The following is a 21,476-nucleotide window of genomic DNA, read 5'->3' as shown; positions in this document are numbered from 1 at the left end:
CCGGCATGACAGTCGACACCTCGCCGCCCACCGCCGATCCAAGCACCCCCGCTTTGGGCGATCTCGCGATTGATGCGCGGGGACTGATCAAGAATTTCGATGATTTCCGCGCTGTCGATGGGGTCGATCTGCAAGTGCGGACAGGCAGTATTTTCGGCATTCTCGGTCCCAATGGCGCGGGCAAGACCACGATTTTACGGATGCTGCTCGGCATTATCGAGCCGGATGACGGCCAACGGATCATCCTCGGCAGCGAAAACCCGCTCAAGGTCGCGCAACATGTCGGTTATCTGCCTGAAGAGCGCGGGCTATATCCCGGCATGAAGGCTGTTGAGGCCATCGCCTTCATGGGCGCGCTGCGCGGCCTGCCGTTGAAGGAAGGGCGCAAGCGGGCGCGCGCCTTAATGGCAGAACATGGTCTGGGCTATGCAATGGAACGCCAGATCAGGCAGCTATCAAAGGGCATGGCCCAGACGGTCCAATTACTTGGCACCATCGTGCATCGGCCCCGGCTGATCGTGCTGGACGAACCATTTTCCGGCCTTGATGCGCTCAACCAGCAAAAGCTTGAACGCATGATCCGCGCACAGGCCGATGCCGGGGTAACGGTGATTTTCTCCACCCATGTCATCGCCCATGCCGAACGATTGTGCGAAGAAATCGCGATCATCACCGGGGGTAAAGTGCCATTTCATGGCAAGGTCGAGACCGCGCGCGACCGACTGCGACCACAGGTGCGGCTGGAAACCCGCGAACTGGATGGCCCATGGCGTGCCGCCCTGCCCCCCGGTACATTGCCCGATGGGCATTATTGGCATTTCACCCTGCCGGACATCGGGGTGGAGCCATTGTTGCGCGCCCTGATTGAGGGCGATGCGGGGATTTTATCATTGTCGATTGAACGGCCCGGCCTGCATGATGCCTTTGTCGCCATTGCGGGCGAGGCTGCCGCCGCTGAACTGGTCCGCGAACAGGATGAGAAAATCGCATGAAGCGACTGATACAGGCATCATGGGTGATCGCGCGGCGCGACTTTACCGCCGTGATTTTCTCCAAATCCTTCATTTTCTTTCTGCTCGGCCCATTTTTCCCAATCCTGATCGGGTTGGCGGCGGGCGGCGTGGGCAGTCAGGTCGCCAAGGACATCAATCAGCCCGTTATCGCCATTGCCATGGCACAAGCGGAGGTGGACGCGCTCATCACCGCCCATCACGGGCTGGCGGATCAACTCGGCAGCGGCAATTTGCCGTTTTTAGCGCCGCTAGCGAAACGTGACCAGAATGAGGCGGGCATCGCCCAATTGCTCAACCAAGGCAGTGGCGGAAAAAACTATATGGGGGTGCTGTCCGGTTCGCTCGACCATCCGCATTTCACCGCGACACCGACAGATGTCGCCCGCTGGCAGGGGACAGTGGGCCTGATATTGCAACATGCCCGTGACGGGCAGGCCAAACCTGCCCGGCTGACACTGACCAACATCAAGGCCAGCGATAGTGAGCGCAACACCAGCCGACTGGTCACGGCCCAATTGGCCCAAATGATCTTATTCCTGCTGACGATGTTGCTGGCGGGCATGGTGCTCTCCAATCTCGTCGAAGAAAAAACCAACAAGATCATCGAAATATTGGCCGCCTCCGTGCCGATTGACGCCATTTTTCTGGGCAAGCTGTTTGCGATGCTGGGCATGGCCTTTATCGGCATTTCCGTCTGGTTCGGCGCGGGCGCGATTGCCGTCATGATGACCGATGTCAACCTGCCGTTATTGGCGACCCCGGCGGTTAGCTGGCCCCTGTTCTTCGTGCTGGCCATTACCTATTTCACTACGGCCTATCTGCTGCTTGGCTCGCTCTTTCTGGGCATAGGCGGCATGGCATCTTCGGTCCGCGAGGTGCAGACTCTCTCGATGCCGGTGACCATGGCACAATTGCTGTTCTTCTTTTTGGCCAGCTTTACCGTCACGAAAACCGGCGAACCGATCGAATTATTTGCCGTGCTGTTCCCGTTCAGTTCGCCTTTTGCCATGCTGGCGCGGGCAGCCCAAGAGGCAGCATTATGGCCGCATGTGCTGGCCCTGTTGTGGCAAGTGATGTGGACGGGGTTGATTATCCGCATCGGCGCGCGGCTATTTCGGCGCAATGTCCTGAAATCAGGCCGGATGCGGGTCAAGCGCCGTAGCTTATTGGCGCGACTGTTCAAACGCAATCACCCCGTCTAATTATCAGTCTAGACCAATCAGCGCGATGAATGGAGATATATGACCCGCCTGTTGTTGCTAGAGGGCAATACCGCCGACAAGCGCGCCCAGTCCCGCGCCATTGGCGTCCGTTCATCCAGCGAAATTTACGCCATTGCGATCTCGGCGGAATTTCCGGACATTGAACTGGATATATTGAACGGGGCCGACCCGGATGGTGTGATGCCATATAGCCGGACATGGTCGGATTATGACGGATTCGTGATCACCGGATCTGCGCTGCATGCTTATGACACCGATTTTGCCGTGACCAACCAGATCGCCCTGACCAAAGAAGCAGCGGATCATGGCTTGCCGATTTTCGGCAGTTGCTGGGGTCTGCAAATTCTCGTGATGGCGGCGGGCGGCATGGTGATCAGCAACCCGCGCGGGCGCGAAGTCGGGATCGCGCGCAAAATTTACGCCTTGCCGGAAGGCCGGGACCATCAGATATTCGGAGGCAAGGGTTTGGTATTTGATGCTTTGTGCATCCATTATGATGAGGTCAGCCGCCTGCCCGATAATGCGACCTTGCTCGCATCGAATAGCCACAGCCGGGTACAGGCCGCGCTCATCCCACTCGGGCGATCTATTGCATGGGCAGTGCAATATCACCCGGAATTCGATCTCCAGCAGATTGTCCAGCTTTATACATTATATTCGGATGACATGGTGGCACAGGGGTTTTTCGCCAACAATGATGAACTGATCGCCTATCGCAACAAGCTGGTGGCGCTCGCTGCTAATTCAGCAGAGATCGGCATTGGCTGGCAATTGGGGATTGATGAAGACATCACCGATGACAAGCGGCGACGCGCCGAAATCATCGCATGGATCGAGACCTGCGTTCTGACTTAAGCGGCTCTAAATCAATGCGCGCATATATGGCGTAATGGGCTTAACGGCCCCTTTTGCTCGCGCGCGCCTGTTGCTGCTTGCCAAAGCGCGTTTTGCGCGTGCCGGGACGCCCCTCGACCGCGCGACCCAATGGACGCTGGGCAGGAACGCCCAATTCCTGCGCCTCCAACACGCGGATTTCATCGCGCAAACGGGCAGCTTCCTCGAAATCAAGATCGGCAGCGGCGACGCGCATCTTCTTGTCCAGTTCATCGATGAACTTGCGCAAATTATGGCCCACCAAATGCGGCAGATCCTCCACCCCGGTGTCGACCGTGACCTGATCCCGACTGGCCAGATGGCCGACGATATCGGATATATCGCGCTTGATCGTTGCCGGCGTGATGCCGTGTGCCTCATTATAGGCTTGCTGCTTGGCCCGGCGGCGGTCGGTTTCCTGTATCGCCCGCTCCATGCTGCCCGTCATCTTGTCGGCATATAGGATGACGCGGCCATCGACATTACGCGCCGCGCGACCGATAGTTTGGACCAGCGAGGTTTCAGATCGCAAGAACCCTTCCTTGTCCGCATCAAGAATGGCCACCAAGCCACATTCAGGGATATCCAACCCTTCACGCAACAGGTTGATGCCGATCAGCACATCATAAACGCCAAGCCGCAGGTCACGGATCAATTCGATCCGTTCCAGCGTTTCGATATCGGAATGCATATACCGCACGCGCAGACCGGCTTCATGCATATATTCGGTCAGGTCTTCAGCCATCCGCTTGGTCAATGTGGTGGCAAGCGTGCGATAACCGAGCGCCGCTACCTTTTTCGCCTCGTGCATCAAATCATCGACCTGATGTTCAACCGGCCGGATTTCAACCGGCGGGTCGATCAGGCCGGTCGGGCGGATCACCTGTTCGGTGAACACGCCACCCGTCTGCTCCATCTCCCACGGCCCCGGCGTGGCTGAAACGAACACCGATTGCGGGCGCATCGCGTTCCATTCCTCGAACCTTAAGGGTCGGTTATCGATGCAACTGGGCAGGCGGAAGCCATATTCGGCCAGCGTGAACTTCCGTTTATGATCGCCCCGCGCCATGCCGCCCAACTGGCCGATCATCTGATGGCTTTCATCAACGAACAGCATCGCATTTTCTGGCAGATATTCGAACAATGTCGGCGGCGGTTCGCCCGGTGCGCGGCCCGTCAGGAAGCGAGAGTAATTCTCAATCCCCGCGCAACTGCCGGTAGCGGCGATCATTTCCAGATCGAAATGGGTGCGCTGTTCCAGCCTTTGCGCCTCCAGCAGCTTATTCTCGCGCTTCAGCTCCTCCAGCCGCAGCCCAAGCTCCGCTTTGATCGCCTCCATCGCCTGTTTCAGCGTTGGTCCCGGCATGACATAATGGCTGTTCGCATAGACCCGCACGCTATCAAGCGCGGCGACCTTCTTGCCCGTCAGCGGATCAAATTCGGTAATTTCCTCAATCTCATCGCCAAAAAAGCTGATCCGCCACGCCGTATCTTCATAATGCGAGGGGAAGATTTCCAGATTATCCCCGCGCACCCGGAACATGCCGCGCTGGAATGCCGCATCATTGCGCTTGTATTGCAGGCTGACCAATTGACGAATGATCTCGCGCTGATCGGCCATTTGTCCCTTTTTCAGGTCGAAAATCATCGCCGAATAGGTTTCGACCGAACCGATGCCATAGATGCATGACACCGAGGCGACGATCAGTACGTCATCGCGCTCCAGCAACGACCGAGTGGCAGAGTGGCGCATCCGGTCGATCGCCTCATTTACCGAGGATTCCTTTTCGATATAGGTATCGGTCCGCGCGACATAGGCTTCCGGTTGATAATAATCATAATAAGAGACGAAAAACTCGACCGCATTGTCGGGAAAGAAGCTCTTGAACTCGCCATAAAGCTGGGCCGCCAATGTCTTGTTGGGGGCCAATATCAGCGCCGGGCGCTGGAGCGTTTCCACCACCTTGGCCATGGTGAACGTCTTACCGGAGCCGGTGACGCCCAATAGTACCTGATCGCGCTCACCGCCCTCAATCTGTGCCACAAGTTCTGCAATAGCCGTGGGCTGATCGCCCGCGGGTTCATATTCCGCGACCAATTTGAACGCCTTGCCACCCTCGGCCTTATCGGGCCGTTCCGGGCGGTGGGGAATGAAGCTTTGTGCTGCTTCCGGCTCATCGAGCGAGGTGCGGATCTGGATTGCCATCGCAGATGGATATGGGGAAAAGCATGCCTATGTGCAATGACCGGCACAGCGATCCCGCCGAATAACATCCGGCCTTATACGAATATAGAGCGTGACTTAGTCAGCATCAGCAGCAGACAATCGCCCGCCTTCGCCTTGGGCGAGGATACTGGGCCGACTATTGCGCTGAAAGCTAGGCCGGTCGCAATCTATTTACCGGTGATCCGGGCAATTTCACGCTGCACCATCACCTCGACGATTTCAGGGAGATGTTGGTCCAACCATTGTTTCAGCATCGGGCGCAGCATATCCACGACTAGATCATCAAGCGTCGTGACGCTCGGGCTTCCAACTACGCCAGCATGGGCTAATGGCGCACGCACCACCACCGAAGACAAAGCTTCCAACGCCTGACGCGTAGCCTGAACTGAAATATCGGACACCAAATCAGCATTGTTCGTCGCCTGTGTCGCTGCAGGCGCATGCCCATGTTGGCCCGTTTCCATAGCGGGCGGCGTAAAACCGACGGGGTCAGTCAATTCCAGCACCTGCTCGGCAAAGTCGCCATCGACATCATCCGACACCGCACGAATATGAGAGCCATTGGAATTCTTCGCAGCTGAACGCGTGGACGCATGGCTGTCCTCCGCGATGATCCGCTTGATCGATGCGAGGATCTCTTCCATCGATGATTCTTGATTAAGTGCCGACATAGGCTTGAATATTGCGTAATTCATGGTCGCTGTCACCCCTCATTTTTTAGGTGGCGCGACGGGTCCGTAACTATGAGTGGCGATGGTCGGACGAGCATCCCCATCGGACCAATCCGACAATTGGTTCGACACTGACTTATAATTGACGAGCGGATCGTAAAGGACCCCGCCTTCGAGGTTCATATCCTTCATTTCGGCGCGCCCGAGTGCGTTCAACAATTCAAACCCCGCGACATAGGCATCACGGCGGGCCGTCGCGAGCGCGACCTCGCTATTGAGCAGTTCCTGTTCGGCATCGAGCACATCAAGCACAGAGCGCGTGCCAACGCTATTTTCTGCGCGATTGCCTTCCAGCGCCAAGCGGCTGGCTGCAACCGCCTTTTCATTTGAAGTGATCGAATCAAGTGCGGCCCGATAGCGCGCAAAAGCTGATCGCGCCTTGGCGATCACGAACCGCTCCACCCCAATTTGACGTTCTCGCGCCGCATTTTCCTGTTCGCGACTCTGCCGGACCCGCGCACCGGCCTCGCCACCCTGATAGAGAGGCAATCGCGCAGACAGGCCGATTCGGCTGGTAGTTTGCACCTGATCGACCGAGGCGCCGGGCTGGCCCATCGCCTCATCCAATGTGCCGAGATAATCATTGTAACTGGCGCCAACTACCGCACTCAATGTCGGCAGACGACTGGCGCGCACATGATCGACATCGGCGCGCGCGGCCTTGGCGGTGGCAGCAGCGGCGGCCAATTCAGGATTTTCGGCCAAGGCCACATCCGTGACCGCATCAAGCGTATCCGGCAGCGGTGGCAATGGCGGCGGCACATCAAGTTCGCCCGCCGGGCCGCCCGTCAAGCGCAGATAATTTTCATCAGCGGCGACAAGATTGCCCTCGGCCTTCGCAAGCGCACTATTGGCCAACGCAAGACGCGCCTCAGACTGAGCCACATCGGTCTTGGTCAGATCGCCAATTTCAAAACGATCACGAGTCGCTTCCAAATTGGTGGTCAACACATCCACCTGATTGCGGTTGAGCGCCACCACGGCGCGCGTCAGCGTGACGTCCATATATGCCGCCACCACATCGGTGAACACCGTGCCTTCGGTAGCACGCAAATTCGCACGCCCTGCATACACGCGCTCATTTGCACCCCGGACGCCGCTGCTGATCGCGCCTCCAGCATATAATGGGACCGACACATCCGCGCCAAGGGTCAACGACCGCCCGTTTTCATCAAGCGTCCCGATACCGTTGAAGCTCTGCGTCAAACCCGCCGTACCAGAAAACCTTGGCCGCGCGGCGGAACGTGCGACCCCCGCCCCGGCATCCGTCGCCCGCAAATCGGCACGCGCCGATGTCAGGGTAGGATTGGTCGCATAGGTCCGCAGCAGCGCATCGCCAAGGGTTTCACCTGACACAGCACTTGCCGCCCCGATGACAAGGGTCAATCCCAGAGCAGACGCCATTAGCTGGGGAATACGACCCATGATCAACCTATCCCTTTAAAATGTAAAACCAGCCACTGGCGCAAAACCGGGCAATGACACGGCCTGCATTTCGATAAATGGCTGCGCGCTCAGGCTACCGCCAATCCGTGGACCGGCACAAAGACGGGTAACGCCGCGATCCGCAAAAACATAAGCAGCCTGCCCGCCATCGCACAATTGCGCGACCAGTGATTTCGGCAGCGATTCGACTGCGCCATCAATAATCAGCGCATCAAAGGGGGCCTGCGTCGGTGCACCATCGGCAAGCGGGCCTTCAACTAAGGTCACCAATGGCTCATCCGCCAGCAAAGCGCGGGCCTTGGTGGCCAGTGCGGCATCGGATTCCACCGCCGTCACGCGACAACCCATGCGGGCCAGAACATTGGCAAGATAACCGGTCGCCGCACCGATCAGCAATACCGAGGCCCCGACATCCGGGCTTATCTCAGCAATCAACCGCGCAGACGTCAGCGTGGGATTAAGCGCACGCCCCTTTTCGTCCAGCGGCACGGCAACATCGACATACGCAACGGCGCTACGTTCGACCGGCACGAAACGTTCACGCGGGACGATGGCAAAGGCATCAAGAATGCGCGGGTCATTAACGGCATTCGTGCGAAGCTGGCTCACGATCATGGCGTGGCGCATCTGATCAAAATTCTGGTGGGTCACGTGTCATACATCCTTGCAGTGACTGTCCTATAACCGCAATACACTAGGGTCAATCTGGTTCTTAGCGGTTTATCCGTCCGCCGCCAAGGCCGGGCGTGACCTACCCCAGCGAACTTAATCCATCTGAACGCCTGTCGTTATCAAGGCCAGAAGGAGCAATGCCATGACAACGTCGATCGCCAATAGCCTGGGTTTCGGTTCAGGCATCGACACCGCCAAGCTGGTCAGCGACCTTACGGCAGCTTCAAGCCAGCCGAAACTCGACCGTATCAAGACAATGGCCAACGCGAATCAGGCGAAGGTCAGTGCGCTTGCCCAAGCCCGATCCGACCTCGAAGGCTTTGCCTCATCGCTGTCTGATCTCGTCGCAGGTGGCACGTTACGTACCCAACCCACAAGTTCGAACACAGCCGCGATAGAGGCAAAAGCCCTGTCCGGCAGCCTGCTCGGCAGTCTTGCGTCCTCCGTCACCGTCAATCAATTGGCGCGCGCGCAGACCCTGTATTCGCCTTATCAGGCCAGCGCCACCACCGCCGTGGGACAGGGCAAGCTCACGCTCAACATAGGCGGCACGGCGCACGACATCATTATCTCCGTTAGCAACGACAGCCTGACCGGCCTGCGGGATGCGATAAATGCCACTGGCAGTTCTGTGACCGCCAGCATTGTCAGCGACAACGCGGGCAGCCGTCTGGTCATGAAGGGCTCAACGGGTGCGGCCAATGCCTTTTCACTCACCCCTTCGGCCAGCAGCGAACCGGCGCTATCGCGCTTTGCATATAATGGCGGCGCCAGTGGCATGACACTCGGTCAATCGGCGCAAGACGCACTGTTCTTCGTTGATGGGATCGAAATGTCCCGCACCACGAACACGATCAGCGATGCCGTGCCGGGCGTAGAATTGACCTTGAAACAGGCGAATGCCGCAACGCCGATCCAGCTGGGCGCGGACCGCTCGACCGATACACTGCGTCAAACCCTCAAAGATTTTGTGTCGGCATTCAATACACTCAAGACCGACCTCGGCAAGGCGCGGACTGCGAATAGCGGCGGTCAGGTGTTGGTCGGGCTGGACCGGGAATTAAATGGCTTGCTCAACCGCGCCGTGACCAGCCATGCCACGGTGAACAGCCTCAACGACATCGGCATCGCCACCAATCGGGATGGCACCATCCGCGTGGATCAGACCAAGCTTGAAAAAGTGATTGCCTCCAATCCGGATGAGGTTGAGGCCATTTTCAACCCCTTGCGCGATTCCATCCATAGCGAAACAAGCGACCCCGGCATTGCGAGCGTGATGAGCAACCTCGCGCAGAAAATGACAACCACCGATGGAGTGCTTGATGTTCTTGGCAGCCGGTTAAAGCGTGAAGGCGATGCGCTGACGGCTAGCCGAACCGATGTTGAAACGCGCGCGGAAAGCTATCGCAAGCGCCTTGAAAAACAATATAGCGCCATGGACAACCGGATCGGCGCACTCAAGGCGACGCAAAGCTATCTCGACCAGCAGATTCAACTCTGGTCCAACCAATCCAATTGATAGTCTGGATCAACCGATGGGCGAGATGTACTGATGGGAGCCTACGCCATGCTAAAGCCGCGCGATGCCAGTGCGCGCTATCAGGAAGTTGACCTTGCCAGTCGGCTGAACAGCGTCGATGCTCATGGACTTGTCACGATCCTATATGAAGAATTGGTGCAGTCGCTAGATGTGCTGGCAGCACGCATGCGCCTCGGCGCCAAATCACCGCAAGAGCCAAGCGCGATTCGCGCGCGGTCCATCCTCGCGGCGCTACTGACCAGTCTAGACCCTGAACGCGGCGGCAATACAACCGCCTTATTCGCACAAGTATATCGTGGCATGATGACGGGCCTGAATCAGGCGATTGCCACCTTTGATAGCGAACGCGTGCAAGAAGTGCGATCAGCCGCGCTTGAAATGCAGCACACGTGGCTACGGATTAAGGGCGCGCGCTAATTGGTCGTCCTGACCATATTTTCAATATTATCGCCCGACCTGATTTTGGCCTTGGCCCTGACTGCTAAGATAGCGCATGGGATCGACCGGATCTTGGCCCTTGCGCAGTTCAAAGTGAAGCTGCGGCCCTTGATCCGGGCCAGGCCCAACCAAGCCGATCATATCACCCTTGCGCACATTCTGTCCTTCTCGAACGCGAATATCCGCCGCATAGCCATAGGCCGTGGTCCAGCCATCGGCATGGCGCAACAATATCAAGCCGTCGAACATGGCCACATCGCGGGCGGCATAGACAACCACGCCAGCCGCAGCCGCCCGGATTTCCGCCCCCTCAAAGGTTGCGATATCAATGCCGCGATTGACCCGCCCCTCCCCATAAGGACCAAAGCCTCGGGCTACCCGACCGTTACCGATGGGCCAAATAAACCCGCCGGATTTAGCCGTCTCCCCACCCTGCGCCGTGATTGCCGCCGGAGGTGAGGCATTTCCCCTGCTCTCCCCTGCCAACGCAGTACCCGCCAACAGTTCATCAATATTGACGGAGAACGCCTGCGCCCGTGTTGCCACCCCTCCCTTGGTCGCGTCGGCATCCTCCCCAACGACAAGAGCGGCAGTTTCATCATCCGGTAATTTCAGGCGCTGGCCAATCCGCAGCACATAGGGTGGTTCCAAATGGTTTAACCGGACAAGCGTAATCCAGTCCGTGCCATAGGCACGCGCAATCGCGATACCCGCCTCGCCAGATGCCACCTGATGATAGCGGCCACCAGGAATTCTCAAACGCTGTCCAGCCTTGATGGTAAAAGGAGCAATCAGGCCATTGGCCGCTGCAATCGCTTCTGACCCCGCACCGGTACGATTGCCGATCGCCCGCAACGTATCTCCGACAACCACCACATAGTTTCCATCTTGCACGCTGGTTGCATTAGGCATCACCGGCTTGCCGCTCCATGTCGGCGGCGATTGCGGCACTGATATTGATGCATCGGCAATGGAGGAGACCGGAACTTCCAAACCCAGTACCGCCGGATCAACTGCAGCTACAGATTGGCCCTTCGTCCGCGTCTGTGGGATGCAGGCAGTCGAACTGAACATGACCAATGTCATGCATATGAATTGCCGAGATTTCCTCATCAATCCACCATAGGCCTTACGCCTGAAGGCTGCCAAGTCGTTTTATGAATAGAGTGCGCGCAATTGATCCAGCACCTCATAATGCGTGAGGTCGAGTTGCACCGGCGTCACCGACACGAAACGATCGGCAACAGCTTCCAGATCAGTGTCCTGCATCGGCGTATGGATCATCTCCCCAAGGCCAAACCAGAAATAATCATAGCCGCGCGGGTCCGTTCCCTTGACCAGCCTCAATCGGCCATAATCACGAAAACCCTGTCGAACGACCCGCACACCATGCACCTGATCTGCATCCACTGGCGGAAAATTAATATTCACCAGCGTGCGATGATCAAATTTTTGGTCCAGCAGCGGTGCAATCACCCGCGCAGCCCACGCTTCCGCCGCAGAGAAAGAGACCGAATCCGCTGCGGCTTCATGAAGATATTGCTGACTCAGCGCGATTGAGCGAATGCCCGCAAGGGCGCCTTCCATCGCCGCCGACACCGTGCCCGAATAGGTAAGGTCTTCGGCCAGATTGGCGCCCCGATTGATGCCGGAAAGAATGAGATCGGGCAGGCAATCCTGCATCACATGGCCAACGGCCATCATGATGCAATCGGTCGGCGTCCCGGTCACTGAATAACGCTGCAGGCCATGGCTTCGCAACCGGACCGGACGGGATAAGGTGAGCGAATGGCCAGCGCCGGATTGCTCTTCCGCAGGGGCGATCACCCAGACATCATCCGAAAATTGGTGCGCAATCCGTTCCAGCAACGCCAGACCGGGCGCATGAATGCCGTCATCATTCGTCACCAAAATCCGCATCTCAGGGCTCCAGTCGCGTGATGCCACCCATATAGGGACGCAAAGCATCAGGAATGATGACACTGCCATCCGCCTGTTGGTAATTTTCAATCACCGCCACCAGCGTCCGGCCAAGCGCAAGCCCCGATCCATTGAGCGTGTGGACAAAGCGCGTGCCTTTTTCACCCTCAACCCGATAGCGCGCATTCATGCGACGCCCTTGAAAGTCGCCGCAATAAGAACAGGAGGAGATTTCGCGATAGCGATCCTGACCCGGCAACCACACCTCAAGATCATAGGTTTTACGCGCGCCAAAGCCCATATCACCGCTACACAACAACATCCGGCGATATGGCAGGCCGAGCAGGTCAAGCACACGCTCGGCGCAAACGGTCATCCGCTCAAGTTCATCAAGACCTTGCTCAACGGCAACAACCGAGACCATTTCAACCTTGTCGAACTGATGCTGGCGAATAAGCCCACGCGTATCGCGTCCGGCAGACCCGGCCTCGGAACGGAAACAGGGCGTCAGCGCCGTCATCCGGATCGGCAGCGTCGACTGATCGATGATCTGCTCGCGGACAAGATTGGTGAGACTGACCTCGGCGGTTGGAATAAGCCAGCGGCCATCCGTTGTGCGAAACAGATCCTCGGCAAATTTCGGCAATTGCCCGGTGCCGAACAACGCCTCATCGCGCACTAACAGCGGCGGCGCGATCTCGGTATAGCCGTGATCGCCGGTCTGAAGGTCGAGCATGAACTGCCCCAGCGCCCGGTTAAGTCGGGCCATATTGCCACGCAGCGCCACAAAGCGCGCGCCCGACATCGCGACAGCGGACGTAAAATCCATCCCAAGCGGTGCGGCGATCTCGTCATGCTCACGTGGCGCAAAATCAAAATTCAGCCGAGTGCCGCGTTCATGAACCAGCACATTATCATGCTCATCCTTGCCCATCGGCACATCGTCCAACGGCAGGTTCGGCAATGCGGCCAGCGCCTCATCAAGCGCCTCGCCCGCGGCACGCTCCTCCGCCTCAAGCGCGGGCAGCTTTTCCTTGAGCAGGGCCACTTCTGCCATGAGCGCTGCAGATGTCACCTCATCTTTGGAGGCCTTGGCAGCACCAATGGCCTTGCTCGCCTCATTCCGGCGGGCAAGCACAGCTTGCGCTTCGGTTGCCAGCGCCCGGCGGCGTTCATCCATATCCAGCAGCGAGGGCGACTGCGGCTCAAGTCCACGCAGGGCGAGAGCGGCATCAAAAGCGGCGGGGTTTTCGCGTATCAGACGAATATCATGCATGGTTTCCGGCTATGGCCGACACGCTCTTCACTGGCAAGTAGGTCTAATCGCGCACCACGGAAATCAGTCGAATTCAAGCCGCGTCAAATGACCCATTTTGCGACCGGGTCGCGCTTCACCCTTGCCATAAAGATGCAAGTGATTGGCAGGGTCCGCCAAAAGTTCATGCCAAGCCAATGCCTGATCCCCGATCAGATTGTCCATGATGACCTTATCGGCAGCGAGACCTGTATCACCAAGTGGCAAGCCACATATGGCGCGGATATGATTCTCGAATTGCGAGGTCAGCGCACCTTCAATCGTCCAATGGCCGCTATTGTGCACGCGTGGTGCCATTTCATTGAACACCGGCCCGTTATCGGTCGCGAAAAATTCAAATGCCGCCACGCCGACATAATCCAGATCGGCCATCACGCGCCCTGCAATGGCACGCGCCTCGTCTTGCTGAGTGATGATCATGGGATGGGCTGGCACGAATGACCGGGCCAGAATCCCATCGTCATGACGATTTTGCGGCGTATCCCAAAATGCCATCTTGCCATCTTGACCACGCACGGCGAGCACAGAAAATTCGCGCTCGAATTGAATGAAACCTTCCAATACGCATGGCGCACCCTTGACCGCAGCCCAAGCCTCGGCCGCATCATCGGGCGTATAAATCCGCACCTGCCCCTTGCCATCATAGCCAAAACGGCACGTCTTGAGGATCGCAGGCAGACCAATGTCGGCAATAGCCGCGTCAAGCTGCGCCCTGTTGCTCACTTCGCGATAAGGTGCGGGTCGACCGCCATGATCGCGAATATAATCCTTCTCCCGCAGTCGATCCTGCGCAATCGCGAGGGCCGTTACATTGGGATGGACACGCACATGGTCTGCCAATTCTTCAATCGGCAACACGTCGATATTCTCAAATTCATATGTGACCACATCAACCGAGGCTGCAAAACGATGCAACGCATCCCTGTCGCCATATTGCGCACGGGTCCAGTCCGCCGATACTTCCGCCGCGACACTATGCGCTTCAGGTGCGAAAATATGGCAGCGATAGCCAAGTTGCGCCGCTGCTACGGCGAGCATCCGGCCCAGCTGACCGCCGCCCAATATGCCAATTGTGGAACCCGGCGGAACTGCGCTCATTCAGGAATCTCGGCAACATTGGCGCTCTGCCGCTCACGCCAAGCATCGAGTCGCTCTGCCAATGCGGGATCGGTGGTCGCCAGCATCGCAGCAGAAATCAGGGCAGCATTGGTCGCCCCTGCCTTGCCAATCGCCAGCGTGCCGACCGGAATGCCCGCGGGCATTTGCACGATCGACAACAGACTATCCATGCCCGACAGCGCCTTGCTTTCGACCGGCACGCCGAATACCGGCAAACGAGTCATTGATGCCGCCATGCCCGGCAAATGCGCGGCACCGCCCGCACCAGCGATGATCGCGCGCAGCCCACGCGACACTGCGGACTTGGCATAATTGACGAGTCGATCTGGCGTCCGGTGTGCGGAAACAATCCGGCATTCATAAGCGATACCGAGTGCGGCAAGCGTGTCTGCCGCGTGGCGCATTGTGTCCCAGTCTGACTGGCTACCCATGATAATGCCAACAACTGGCGTGCTTTCCGGCATTCCCGCATTCCCAAGCCCTGATGAAGACTGGGCTTTAGGGCATAATTCCGCGACTGGGAATCGCAAAATTCGGCCAATTCGGGGTTTCTGAAGCCTATTCTCATCATCTTAACCCCGGACTATGCTGTACAGGACCAAAGTTTAGAGGAGTTTGGCGCATGCTGCGTTTTCGGGGATCGATATTATTGCCAATGGCAGCGCTTATGCTCGCTGGCTCCATGGTCTCTGGATGCGCCACAACGGCCACACAGGTTGAAGTCACACGCTTCCATCTCACTCAACCCATCCCACGCGGTGATATCCGGATCATGCCCGCCGATCCTTCCCTCAACGACAGCTTGGAAAACAAACAATATGCAGCGGTGATCGGGCAGGAAATCAGGACGGTCGGCTTTCGTCCCACGGATGCGGCAAATACAGAACAATTGCTGCTGTTCTCCGTCACTCGCCATGTACGAGCCGCTGGCGCGCCGCGCGCGCCCGTCACGATCGGTATCGGCGGCGGCACAGGCAGCGGCGGCTTTGGCGTTGGCGTCGGCACAAGCTTCCCCATTGGCACGCCCAAGGCGCGCGAACTGGTGACATATACACTCAATCTGCGCATTCGTCGCGTGCAGGACAATGTCGTATTGTGGGAAGGGCGCGCCACAACCGAGGCCGTCATGACAACCGCCGCCGCCGATCCCCGCACCGCTATCGCACGGATGACGAGTGCCATATTTACGGATTTTCCGGGCGAATCTGGTAAAATGATTGTGGTGAAATAATCATATGACGATGCAGATCAACGCCTCTTTTGACAGCGGCAATATCGACATAATCACCATCAACGGCCAAATCGCAGAACTCGCCATTCGCAAGGATGCGCATTCAGAGTTCTTCCAATGGTTCCATTTCCGAGTCTCCGGGATGCGGGGGCAATCCATCACACTCAAGATCATGAATTGTGGTCAATCGGCCTATCCGGAAGGCTGGCCGGATTATCGCGCCCGCTACAGCGATGACCGCGACGATTGGCGCTGCGCCAACACAAGCTACGCCAATGGCGTGCTGACCATCACCCACACCCCAGCCACGGACAGCGTCTGGTTCGCCTATTTCGCGCCCTATTCGATAGAGCGACATCACGACCTCATCCAGCGCACTGCGATCAAACCGGGCGTACAATTGATCGAACTTGGCCAAAGCCTTGATGGCCAGCCTATCGATTGCCTGATCATGGGTACGGGGCCAAAACAGGTCTGGCTCTATGCCCGCCAGCATCCCGGTGAAACAATGGCCGAGTATTGGATGGAAGGCGCGCTGGACATGCTCACCGACGACACAGACCCTGTCGCCAAACAGTTGCGCGATCAATGCACCTTCCACATCATTCCGAACATGAACCCGGACGGTGCCCGGCGCGGCCATCTGCGTACCAATGCGGCAGGGGTGAACCTGAACCGTGAATGGGCGAAACCATCACCGGAACGTTCGCCAGAGGTGCTGTGCGTTCGCAACGCCATGGACCAAACCGGCATTCATTGGGCAATGGATGTGCATGGCGACGAAGCCATCCCTGCCAATTTCATCGCCGGTTTCGAAGGCATTCCCAATTGGACCGACCCGCAGGGTGCGCGTTTCTATGCCTTTCGTGATGCCTTGGCGGATCGCACCCCCGAATTCCAGACGCGGCTCGGTTATCCAAAATCTACGCCGGGCCGGGCCAATCTGACCATGTCGACCAATCAACTGGCGAACCGCTTCGCCCATATGGGCTGTGTTGGCATGACGCTGGAAATGCCCTTCAAGGATCACGCGCCATGCCCCGATCCCATGAGGGGCTGGTCACCCGCCCGCTGCAAGCAACTGGCTCGGGACTGTTTGGCCACACTCGCCACCCAGCTCTAAAATCGCCCTATTTGCGGGACCATTCACGTTTGCCGCCGATCCAGCTTTCCATCACTTGGATCGGATGATTGGCGGCAATCGGGGCCAGCGGATCACCATCCAGCAAGATGAAATCGGCCAGATAGCCGGGCAGCAATCGACCAAAATCCTTTTCTGCAAAGGCCGCATATGCAGGCCCGCTCGTGAAGGAGGCAAGCAGACGCGCCTCATCAATGCGCGGAAAATTGGCAGACCGGCTCAGCGCCGACATCGCCGCGATCGGATCTGGCGCAACGGCAAGCATGCCACTGCCCCACACCGATGTCACATTCCCATCAGCAAAAACAGGCCCACCCGTAACGATAATATCATTGCGGTCCAAACGCGCTAGATCCGTTGCATTGACCTGCACGATGCCGTGAATGAGCCAGCGCCGGTCGCCCGTATAGGTCGGCACCATCTCGTCAATCACGTTGAGTGCCTCTTCAACGGCCGCATCGCCATGGGCAATAATCGCCAATTGAAAACCGTCCATCGCCGCACGTGATGATAGATTACGCAGGCGCGTATCTTCGATCCGCCGAAGCTCAAGGACCGATGCGGATGCGGATGAAGCACGCCACGCCGTTCCGGATTGAAGGCTACTATCCAGTTGCAGTCCCAACCCGATCATACGCAACCGCGCATCCTGCGCCCATGCCATCGGGCGCGCCCCCGCAATGGAGATCAACCCCTCGATATTGTCTGCATAGCTTGTCACGCGCAGCTTCAATCGCCCCGAATCCGCCGCACGGCGAAAGCTGTTCCAGTCGCGTTCACTCGTACCAAGATCGGTCATCGCGGTGATGCCTGCAGCCAGTAGCCCATATTGCGCCACAGCCAATGCCTGATCTCGCTCGACCGGAAGCGTCTCCGGCAGGAAACGCTGCATTGCGGACATCGCTGGCCCGGCAATAACGCTATCTTGGTCGGCAGGTGAAACCTGCAGACCCGCGACTTTCAACGCGGCACTATTCACCCACGCAGAATCACCATCCGCGCTCAACAAGACAACAGGGCGATCCGCGACAGCCTCATCAAGTGCCGTAGCCGTCAACGCAGCACGCTCGGCTTCTGGCAGTGGAGTCCATCCACGCCCGATCACCCATTTTTTCTCGGGATGCGCCTGCGCATATCCCCGCACAAGCGCCTGCACCTCGGCCATGCGCTGGGCAGCGCTCAGATCGAGGCCCGTTAATTGCAGGCCATAATATATCAACGCACCTGCTGCATCGACAATGCCGGGCAACATCGTTTTCCCTTGAACATCATACCGCCAGTCGAGACCCTTAGGGCGCTTATCCGTGGCAAGGAGTAACTGGCCCACGCGGCCATCTGGACGAATGACCAATGCATTGAAGCGATGCAACTGATTGGCCGCATCAATGGTGTAGCCATTTACATTGTCGATCAGGCCATCAGCATGCGCGGGAATGGAGGGAAAACCAGCAGCCAATATGGCCAGCGCCGCTGCCCACCAACTGCGCTTCACTTTGGCAGCCGTCGCACCAGAGCCGAGGTATCCTGACGCCCTCCACCCATATGCTGCACATCGGCAAAGAACTGATCGATCATCGCCGCCATCGGCAATGTCGCCCCATTGTCCCGCGCTTCTTCTATCGCCAGCCCAAGATCCTTACGCATCCAGTCCACGGCGAGACCGAAATTAAACCGGTCCTCCGCCATAGAGTGCCAATAATGCGTCATCTGCCAGCTTTGCGCCGCACCAGATGAGATCGCTTCATACACCTGATCAATGTCGAGATCTGCCGCTTGGGCAAAGCGCAACGCCTCAGCCAAGCTCTGGATAATACCCACAAAGGCGATCTGATTGACCATCTTGGTCGTCTGCCCCGCCCCATTTGGTCCGACATGGACAATTTTACGCGCATAAGCCTGCATCAAGGGGGTCGCCTCAGCCACTGCCTTTTCGCGACCGCCACACATGATGGTCAGCGTCCCCTGTTCCGCGCCTGACTGACCCCCGGTTACCGGGGCATCAACCACCAGAAAGCCACGATCGCGCCCCTCAATGGCAAGTTGGCGCGCAATCTTGGCCGACACCGTCGTATGATCGATGAACAGCGCCCCTTTGCGCATTGTCTTGAAACAACCCTCGCCGCGTAATGTCACCGCCTCAAGGTCCACATCCGCACCGACGCAGGTGATCACCGCATCCGCCCCCTCAGCCGCCGCCGCAGGCGTATCCGCCGAGCGGCCGCCATGTTCAGTCACCCACAGTTCCGCCTTTGCATGGGTGCGGTTGTACACCGTCACATCATGCCCCGCATTGAGGAGGTGTCGCGCAATCGGGGAGCCCATGACGCCCAAGCCAATAAATGCAATCTTTGCCATAGCGCGGGAGCATAAGCATAGTTTCGCTTTGCCGCCAGATGCGATAGGGCAAATCCATGGAAAACCAACTGACCCTTCAGGATGTTCGCGACGCACACCAGCGGATTCATGGTGCTGTTATTCGGACGCCAACCATGCTCAGCAAGACCCTGTCCCAATTGGTCGGCGCCAATGTCTGGCTAAAGTTCGAAAATTTGCAGTTCACCGCCGCATATAAGGAACGGGGTGCGCTCAACAAACTGCTACAACTCAGTCCCGACGCCCGTCAGGTTGGCGTCATCGCGGCATCGGCGGGTAATCACGCACAAGGGCTTGCCTATCACGGCGCGAGACTAGGTGTCCCGGTCACCATCGTGATGCCGGTATCCACGCCCTTGGTGAAGGTCCAACAAACCCAAGCCCATGGTGCCAATGTCATCTTGTTCGGTGAGCGCTTCGAAGATGCGTTTGGACATGCGCGTGAGCAGGAAATCGTACAAGGGCTGACTTTTGTTCACCCCTTCGATGATCGACAGATCATGGCCGGACAAGGCACTGTCGCCATTGAAATGCTCGAAGATGCGCCCGAAATCGATACTATTATCGTGCCGGTTGGCGGCGGTGGTCTGATCTCCGGCGTGACCGTCGCCGCCAAGGGCATGCGGCCAGACATCCGTATCGTGGGCGTTCAGTCCAATCGCTATCCGGCGATGTATTGCCTCAAAACGGGCAAGCATATTGAGGGCGGCGGCGATACGCTGGCTGAAGGAATTGCCGTCAAATTTCCGGGGGAAACCACCCGGCAATATGTGATGAGTCTGGTCGACGAAATGCGTATCGTCTCGGAATCGATCATTGAGGAAGCGATTTCCTTATTGCTCGACATTGAAAAGACAGTAGTCGAGGGCGCAGGTGCAGCTGGTTTGGCTACTTTGTTGCCGACCAAGGACGGCAATGTGCGCGCAGACTTCGCAGGACGAAATGTCGGCGTCATTTTGTCTGGTGGTAATATCGATCCACGATTTCTTGCCAATGTTATCCTTAGGAACCTGGCACGAACCGGGAGAATCGGACGGATCGCCGTCATGTTGCAGGATAAAGTTGGCAGCTTGCATGAGCTGTCTGGCATTTTCACCCGTAACGGCGCCAACATCCTTGAGGTTTCCCATCAACGGATTTTTGGTGTTCTCTCGGCGAAAAGCACGCAAACGGAAATTGAATATGAAATCCGGGACACTGCTTCATTTGAACAGCTCAAGCTTGAGTTGGACGATGCAGGTTATGTCTATGAGTTACTCACCATTTCAGGCCGCAAGCCGGGTAAAAATCGCCGGACCAGCTAAAGCGCGGGTTGAGGCGCCAGCATTTCAACGATTACTAAAGGGGGCTCCAGCATGTGTTGGGCGCCCCTTTTTTTATATGACGCCGTCTGATGGCGCGGTATTTTTCCAGAGCATCGCGAGGAAGAACGAGAAACGAATTCTCTTAGGTCACGACATGGCAACAAATGTCTAGAGCGCGTAGCCTGCCTCAGACTTATCGTAGCGTCCGCTGTCCGAGCGTAGCGTCCGCTATCCGAAAACAAAAGGGCGGCCTCACAGGGCCGCCCTAATGCTATTCTTCAAAAGACGTGATCGTATCGTCTCTCAGATTTCACCCATGTAATTTTCATTACCGAGGAAACCGAGATTTTCGACCTTGGCCTTTTTGGTTTCCGCCAAGACCTGATCGACGCGCGCATAGCGGGCGTTGGGGTCCGGCTGCATCACCAACTGCGGCGGCATTTCATACAGATCACGATTCTGGGTGGAATCGAGATTGGCGCGCAACTGGCTGAGCGTCATCGGCTCATTGTTCCAGTAAATGCCATCCTGCGGCGAAATATACACCGTGTTCTTGATCGGATCGATCGCAGGCGGCGGCGGGCATCCACCCGGCTGCAGCTTGCAATCCTGCGGCAAATCAATCTTCACCGCATGCGTCGCCGGGGGTAGCGTCACGATGAACATAATCAACAACACCAGCATCACGTCGATGAGTGGCGTGGTGTTGATATCCATCATCGGGGCGCCGTCGCCACCGCCGCCAGAGCTCATTGCCATGGAAATATCTCCTGAATACTATGGTCTGCGGGGTGGATCAGCTCGTCGTCCGGCCTTTAGGCTCGGAAATGAACCCGACCCGGAAGAAGCCCGAACGGCCCATCACCGCCACGGTACCGCCAATGCACTTATACGGCGTGTTCACATCCGC

The 21,476-nt window shown here is 57.6% G+C and carries 20 protein-coding genes and 1 pseudogene; 8 read left to right on the top strand and 13 right to left on the bottom strand.

The window, feature by feature from the left end; genetic code table 11:
• The first annotated feature begins 5 nt into the window (after window positions 1-5).
• The 3 genes from K6117_RS09470 to K6117_RS09460 are packed head-to-tail and all read left to right on the top strand — an operon-like array spanning window position 6 to window position 3,091.
• A complete protein-coding gene (locus tag K6117_RS09470; RefSeq protein ID WP_221794357.1) occupies window positions 6-992 on the top strand; it encodes an ABC transporter ATP-binding protein in 987 nt (328 codons plus the stop codon).
• The gene (locus K6117_RS09465) at window positions 989-2,215 is read left to right on the top strand and encodes an ABC transporter permease (protein ID WP_221794355.1); all 1,227 of its coding nucleotides are present in this window, start codon (window positions 989-991) and stop codon (window positions 2,213-2,215) included. The genes K6117_RS09470 and K6117_RS09465 overlap by 4 nt, the downstream gene beginning before the upstream one ends.
• Window positions 2,216-2,254: 39 nt before the next feature.
• A complete protein-coding gene (locus tag K6117_RS09460; RefSeq protein ID WP_221794352.1) occupies window positions 2,255-3,091 on the top strand; it encodes a type 1 glutamine amidotransferase in 837 nt (278 codons plus the stop codon).
• 40 nt (window positions 3,092-3,131) lie between these two features.
• Here the strand turns inward: K6117_RS09460 and uvrB are convergent, their stop codons facing one another.
• From uvrB to K6117_RS09440, 4 genes are all read right to left on the bottom strand, one after another.
• Complete coding sequence (gene uvrB / locus K6117_RS09455) at window positions 3,132-5,315, bottom strand: excinuclease ABC subunit UvrB (protein WP_221794350.1); 2,184 nt, start codon at window positions 5,313-5,315, stop codon at window positions 3,132-3,134.
• A gap of 188 nt (window positions 5,316-5,503) precedes the next feature.
• On the bottom strand, window positions 5,504-5,980 hold the full coding sequence (locus K6117_RS09450) for a DUF2497 domain-containing protein (RefSeq protein ID WP_221794348.1): 477 nt from the start codon (window positions 5,978-5,980) through the stop codon (window positions 5,504-5,506).
• Between the two features lie 66 nt (window positions 5,981-6,046).
• A complete protein-coding gene (locus K6117_RS09445; protein WP_246604996.1) occupies window positions 6,047-7,492 on the bottom strand; it encodes a TolC family outer membrane protein in 1,446 nt (481 codons plus the stop codon).
• Window positions 7,493-7,507: 15 nt separating this feature from the next.
• Window positions 7,508-8,164, bottom strand: coding sequence for a protein-L-isoaspartate O-methyltransferase family protein (locus K6117_RS09440; protein WP_221794346.1), 657 nt, complete (start codon window positions 8,162-8,164; stop codon window positions 7,508-7,510).
• A 163-nt stretch (window positions 8,165-8,327) separates the two neighbouring features.
• Between K6117_RS09440 and fliD the strand changes: the two genes are divergently transcribed.
• On the top strand, window positions 8,328-9,704 hold the full coding sequence (fliD, locus tag K6117_RS09435; RefSeq protein WP_221794343.1) for a flagellar filament capping protein FliD: 1,377 nt from the start codon (window positions 8,328-8,330) through the stop codon (window positions 9,702-9,704).
• A gap of 48 nt (window positions 9,705-9,752) precedes the next feature.
• On the top strand, window positions 9,753-10,142 hold the full coding sequence (locus K6117_RS09430; RefSeq protein WP_221794341.1) for a flagellar protein FliS: 390 nt from the start codon (window positions 9,753-9,755) through the stop codon (window positions 10,140-10,142).
• Window positions 10,143-10,169: 27 nt separating this feature from the next.
• On the opposite strand, the gene K6117_RS09425 is transcribed toward K6117_RS09430, so the two are convergent.
• The 5 genes from K6117_RS09425 to purE all read right to left on the bottom strand — a co-directional run bounded on the left by K6117_RS09425 (window position 10,170) and on the right by purE (window position 14,948).
• Window positions 10,170-11,249, bottom strand: coding sequence for a M23 family metallopeptidase (locus tag K6117_RS09425; RefSeq protein WP_221794339.1), 1,080 nt, complete (start codon window positions 11,247-11,249; stop codon window positions 10,170-10,172).
• A 69-nt stretch (window positions 11,250-11,318) separates the two neighbouring features.
• Window positions 11,319-12,083, bottom strand: a complete 765-nt coding sequence (gene surE / locus K6117_RS09420; RefSeq protein WP_221794337.1) for a 5'/3'-nucleotidase SurE — start codon at window positions 12,081-12,083, stop codon at window positions 11,319-11,321.
• A gap of 1 nt (window position 12,084) precedes the next feature.
• Window positions 12,085-13,359 (bottom strand): serine--tRNA ligase, encoded by a 1,275-nt coding sequence (gene serS / locus K6117_RS09415; RefSeq protein ID WP_221794335.1) that lies wholly within the window; start codon window positions 13,357-13,359, stop codon window positions 12,085-12,087.
• 63 nt (window positions 13,360-13,422) lie between these two features.
• Window positions 13,423-14,496 carry a 5-(carboxyamino)imidazole ribonucleotide synthase gene (locus K6117_RS09410; protein WP_221794333.1) on the bottom strand — a complete coding sequence of 358 codons (1,074 nt, stop codon included), beginning with the start codon at window positions 14,494-14,496 and terminating at the stop codon, window positions 13,423-13,425.
• On the bottom strand, window positions 14,493-14,948 hold the full coding sequence (gene purE, locus K6117_RS09405) for a 5-(carboxyamino)imidazole ribonucleotide mutase (protein WP_425514701.1): 456 nt from the start codon (window positions 14,946-14,948) through the stop codon (window positions 14,493-14,495). The genes K6117_RS09410 and purE overlap by 4 nt, the downstream gene beginning before the upstream one ends.
• A gap of 236 nt (window positions 14,949-15,184) precedes the next feature.
• On the opposite strand from purE, the gene K6117_RS09400 reads away from it, so the two are divergent.
• Both K6117_RS09400 and K6117_RS09395 read left to right on the top strand, forming a co-directional pair.
• Window positions 15,185-15,748 (top strand): DUF4136 domain-containing protein, encoded by a 564-nt coding sequence (locus K6117_RS09400; protein WP_221794330.1) that lies wholly within the window; start codon window positions 15,185-15,187, stop codon window positions 15,746-15,748.
• Between the two features lie 4 nt (window positions 15,749-15,752).
• Entirely contained in the window at window positions 15,753-16,871 is a 1,119-nt protein-coding gene (locus tag K6117_RS09395; RefSeq protein WP_221794328.1) for a M14 family metallopeptidase, read from the top strand.
• A gap of 7 nt (window positions 16,872-16,878) precedes the next feature.
• Here K6117_RS09395 and K6117_RS09390 read toward each other — a convergent pair whose 3' ends face one another.
• Entirely contained in the window at window positions 16,879-18,381 is a 1,503-nt protein-coding gene (locus K6117_RS09390; RefSeq protein ID WP_221794325.1) for an amidohydrolase, read from the bottom strand.
• A complete protein-coding gene (locus tag K6117_RS09385; protein ID WP_221794323.1) occupies window positions 18,378-19,244 on the bottom strand; it encodes an NAD(P)-dependent oxidoreductase in 867 nt (288 codons plus the stop codon). Before K6117_RS09385 ends, K6117_RS09390 begins: the two co-directional genes overlap by 4 nt.
• Window positions 19,245-19,300: 56 nt before the next feature.
• On the opposite strand from K6117_RS09385, the gene K6117_RS09380 reads away from it, so the two are divergent.
• On the top strand, window positions 19,301-20,566 hold the full coding sequence (locus tag K6117_RS09380) for a threonine ammonia-lyase (protein ID WP_221794321.1): 1,266 nt from the start codon (window positions 19,301-19,303) through the stop codon (window positions 20,564-20,566).
• A 303-nt stretch (window positions 20,567-20,869) separates the two neighbouring features.
• Here the strand turns inward: K6117_RS09380 and K6117_RS09375 are convergent, their stop codons facing one another.
• On the bottom strand, window positions 20,870-21,325 hold the full coding sequence (locus tag K6117_RS09375) for an ExbD/TolR family protein (protein ID WP_221794319.1): 456 nt from the start codon (window positions 21,323-21,325) through the stop codon (window positions 20,870-20,872).
• Window positions 21,326-21,362: 37 nt separating this feature from the next.
• Window positions 21,363-21,476, bottom strand: a pseudogene (locus K6117_RS14460) (biopolymer transporter ExbD); the annotation flags it as partial.

It is taken from the genome of Alteraquisediminimonas sediminicola (assembly GCF_019740335.1).
Taxonomy (GTDB): domain Bacteria; phylum Pseudomonadota; class Alphaproteobacteria; order Sphingomonadales; family Sphingomonadaceae; genus Alteraquisediminimonas; species Alteraquisediminimonas sediminicola.
Note: the sequence above shows the minus strand (reverse complement) of the source record. Positions and strands in the feature narration are given on the sequence as shown.